We start from the raw sequence: 3,485 nt of genomic DNA, 5'->3' as shown, positions 1-3,485 counted from the left end.
GCCGCCGGGCGGCCGTCCAGCAGCACCGAGGCCACCTGCACGACCGGCTCGAGCGCGGGGTGCGCGCCCACCGCTGCCGCCAGCACGTCTCCCACCGTGTCGCCCGAGTGCTCCTCGGTATCGAGCCCGGCGGCGGCGCGTGCGGCCGCCCAGTAGCGCACGGTGATCCGCGCCCTCGTGGACTCGGTGCGGTCGTCCGCGGTCGTCATACGCGCTCGTCCTGCCTTCCCGATGGGATCCTGGCCGTGGGCGCCCGTGGTCTCGGGTGCCGGAAGGGTCCGGCCGGACCGGGCCCTCCCCCACTATCCTGCCTGCTGTGGCCAGACTCCTGCTGCTCACCCAGCCGCCTGCGGCCAGCACGGAGGTGCTGCCGGCGCTGGACCTGCTCGGTCACGAGGTGCGCACGCTGTCTCCGGAGCCGGCCGCGCTCGTCGACGCCCCCGAGGCCGACGTCGTCCTGGTCGACGGCCGCCGGGCACTCGGTGCGGCGCGATCGCTGTGCCAACTGCTGCGCACCACCGGAGTCACCGCACCGGTGCTCGTGATCCTGTCCGAGGGCGGATTCGCGGCGTTGACCGCCGAGTGGCAGGTGGACGACGTCGTCGTCGACACCGCCGGCCCGGCCGAGGTCGAGGCCCGGCTCCGGCTGGCGACGACGCGCACCCTCGTCGCGGCGGACGAGGAAGGTGCCCCGATCACTGCCGGAGACCTGGTCATCGACGAGGCGGCGTATGCCGTCCGGCTGCGAGGTAACTCCCTGGACCTGACCTACAAGGAGTTCGAGCTGCTCAAGTACCTCGCCCAGCACCCGGGGCGGGTCTTCAGCCGCGACCAGCTGCTGCAGGAGGTCTGGGGCTACGACTACCTCGGCGGGACCCGCACCGTTGACGTGCACGTCCGCCGCCTCCGGGCCAAGCTCGGGCCCGAGCACGAGGCCCTCATCGGCACGGTGCGCAACGTCGGCTACCGCTTCGTGCCCGGCGACCAGCGCGAGCGCTCGGACGTCTCCGCCCCCTCCTGAGCAGCCGCCGGCCGGTGCCAGGTCCAGCACGCCGACGGCGGCGAGCGGACCCCTCTCGGGCCTGCTCGCCGCCGCTGGCGATCGCGCTGTGACGCCTACTGCTTGGTGATGCGGTCCAGCGGCGCCGGGGTGTACGGCGAGACGCCCGGCAGGTACGCGGCGAAACCGTCGATGTCGAGTCCGCCGAAGTACTTGTCCGCGCCGTTGATGAACGCCGAGAAGCCGTCGCCACCGTCCGAGAGGAAGTTGTTGGTGACGATCCGGTAGGTCTGGTTCGCGTCGTCGGCAACGACCTCACCGTTGATCATCACGCTTCCCGGCACGACCGTGCGGCTCGAGCTGTCACCGGTCCAGCTGTAGGTGAAGCCCTTCGAGACCTGCAGCACCTTGGGCGAGCTGGCGCTGTTCTTGCCGGTCCACTGCTGCTCGAGCAGGTCGTAGATGTCGGCACCGGTCAGGTCCATCGACACGAGGTAGTTGTTGAACGGCTGCACCGTGAACGCCTCCGCGTAGGTGACCACGCCGGGCGCCTCCTGACCGGTAGGTGCATACGTCAGGTCGGCCCTGATGCCGCCGGGGTTCATGAAGGCGACCACGGGGGTCTTGCCGTTCGTCACCACCGACGGGTCGTTGACCTGCGCGTCGGCGATCAGGTCGCCGAGCTGCGACTCACCGGCGTCGTTCGCGGTGCGGGTGACGTCCGTGGTGATCGAGCCGAGCTCCTTGCCCGCGATCGGTGCGACCAGCTCCTTGTAGGTGTTGATGAGCCGGGTCAGGTCGGCGGCGCGGGGCACGTCGCGGGTCACGACCATGTTGCTGCCGTCGACCGAGCTACGCACGATGTCGCTCGTGCGTCGGTCGTACTCGAGAGTGGTCTCGGTGTAGAGCCGCCCGAACGAGGACGCCGACGTCACGAGGCGGTCGTTGCCGGCCGGGTCCGGGACGTTGCAGACGTAGGGCTGGTGCGTGTGCCCGGAGATGACCATGTCGATCTGGGGCGAGAGGCCGGCGGCGATCGGCAGGATGGGCGAGTCGGAAGTCAGGTTGCCGCCCTTGCCGCACGTGTAGTCGTAGGTCGAGTTGACGTCATACGTCTTGCCGTCCGGGCCGGTCCACTTCTCGACGTCCGGCACGCCACCCTGGTGGACCAGCACGACGATGGCCTTGACGCCCTGCTCCTCCAGCACCGGCACGAGCGCGTTGGCGGTCTCGACCTCGTCGGTGAACTCCAGCCCCTCGACGCCGGACTTGGTGACGATGTTGGGAGTGTCCTTGAGGGTCATCCCGATGAACCCGATCTTGGCGCCCCTGACGTTCTTGATCGCATACGGCGCGAGGATCGTCTTGCCGGTCGCCTTCACCTTGACGTTGGCCGCGAGGATGTCGAAGTTTGCCCCCTCGAACTGGCCTGCGGCACAAGAGTTCTGGTTGTTCTCGCCGTCACCGTCGTCGACGCAGCCGCCGTTCTGCAGGCGCTGCAGCTCCTGGTAGCCCTCGTCGAACTCGTGGTTGCCCACCGAGGTGACGTCGAGGCCGAGCTTGTTCATCGCCTCGATGCTCGGCTCGTCGTGGAACGCCGCCGACAGCAGCGGGGACGCACCGACGATGTCGCCAGCCGCCACGGTCAGCGAGTTGGGGTGGCCCTTGCGCGCATCACGCAGGTGGGTGGCGAGGTACTCGACGCCGCCCGCGTCGACCGTGACGTCTTTGGGCAAACTGGTGGCCGGATCCAGCTCGTGACCCGTGGTGATTCGGCCGCTCGACCCGCTGGGGGCCTCGAGGTTGCCGTGGAAGTCGTTGAACGACAGCAGCTGGATGTCCATCGTCGGGCTGTGGGCCTTGCCGTGGCCGGCCGGGTTCGCCGTCGCGGCGGGCTGCGCCAGTGACATGCCGGCCGCGGCCACCATCGAGGTGGCGGTCGCGGCTGTCACCGCAAGGACGCCGATCGTGCGGCGTCGCGAGATCCTTCGTGGGGTCAACGTGTGCTCCAGGGAGGTCGGGGGCCCAAGGGTGGTGGGTCCGGGGAGTCCCAGAACCTAGCCATCCCCGACGCCGTTGGGAAGGGGCTCGGCCGGATCGGGGCACGATCGTCACCTGCGTGGTGGAATACGTCCATGCGCGCCGATCCCCAGGAGACCCTCACGCCGGACCAGGCCCGGGCGGTGCTCGCACTCGCGGTGTCCGACACCGGACCGCAGCCGGCGCTGTCCGAGCAGACCCTCCTCGTCCTGCGGCGGGTCCTCGACCACGGCTCCGCCACCGAGGGCGTGCGACACCTGCTCGGGTATGACGAGCGGGCACCGGAGGTGCTCGTTGCCTACGCCCAGCTGGTGGGCGACGAGGAGGGCGGCTCGGCCGAGCTGCTGGTACACCCGGAGCACCGCCGGCGCGGCCACGGGACGGCGCTGGTGGAGTCGCTGCTCGAGGCGGCCCCACGGGTCCGCGTCTGGGCCCACGGCGACGG

The 3,485-nt window shown here is 70.2% G+C and carries 4 protein-coding genes; 2 read left to right on the top strand and 2 right to left on the bottom strand.

The features are described from left to right. A partial coding sequence (locus tag FRW57_RS19085) for a MoaD/ThiS family protein (RefSeq protein ID WP_152186772.1) occupies positions 1-209 on the bottom strand: 209 nt, incomplete at its 3' end. 107 nt (positions 210-316) lie between these two features. Between FRW57_RS19085 and FRW57_RS19080 the strand changes: the two genes are divergently transcribed. Beyond that, positions 317-1,021 carry a winged helix-turn-helix transcriptional regulator gene (locus FRW57_RS19080; protein WP_137121730.1) on the top strand — a complete coding sequence of 235 codons (705 nt, stop codon included), beginning with the start codon at positions 317-319 and terminating at the stop codon, positions 1,019-1,021. Between the two features lie 95 nt (positions 1,022-1,116). On the opposite strand, the gene FRW57_RS19075 is transcribed toward FRW57_RS19080, so the two are convergent. Further along, complete coding sequence (locus FRW57_RS19075) at positions 1,117-3,000, bottom strand: bifunctional metallophosphatase/5'-nucleotidase (RefSeq protein WP_238999491.1); 1,884 nt, start codon at positions 2,998-3,000, stop codon at positions 1,117-1,119. A 135-nt stretch (positions 3,001-3,135) separates the two neighbouring features. On the opposite strand from FRW57_RS19075, the gene FRW57_RS19070 reads away from it, so the two are divergent. Then, positions 3,136-3,485 (top strand): GNAT family N-acetyltransferase (locus tag FRW57_RS19070; protein ID WP_152186771.1); only part of this gene is annotated, 350 nt, incomplete at its 3' end.

The sequence above is a fragment of the Segeticoccus rhizosphaerae genome (assembly GCF_009192725.1).
Taxonomy (GTDB): Bacteria; Actinomycetota; Actinomycetes; order Actinomycetales; family Dermatophilaceae; genus Segeticoccus; species Segeticoccus rhizosphaerae.
The sequence above is the reverse complement of the archived record's forward strand: the minus strand, read 5'-3'. Positions and strand labels throughout refer to the sequence as shown.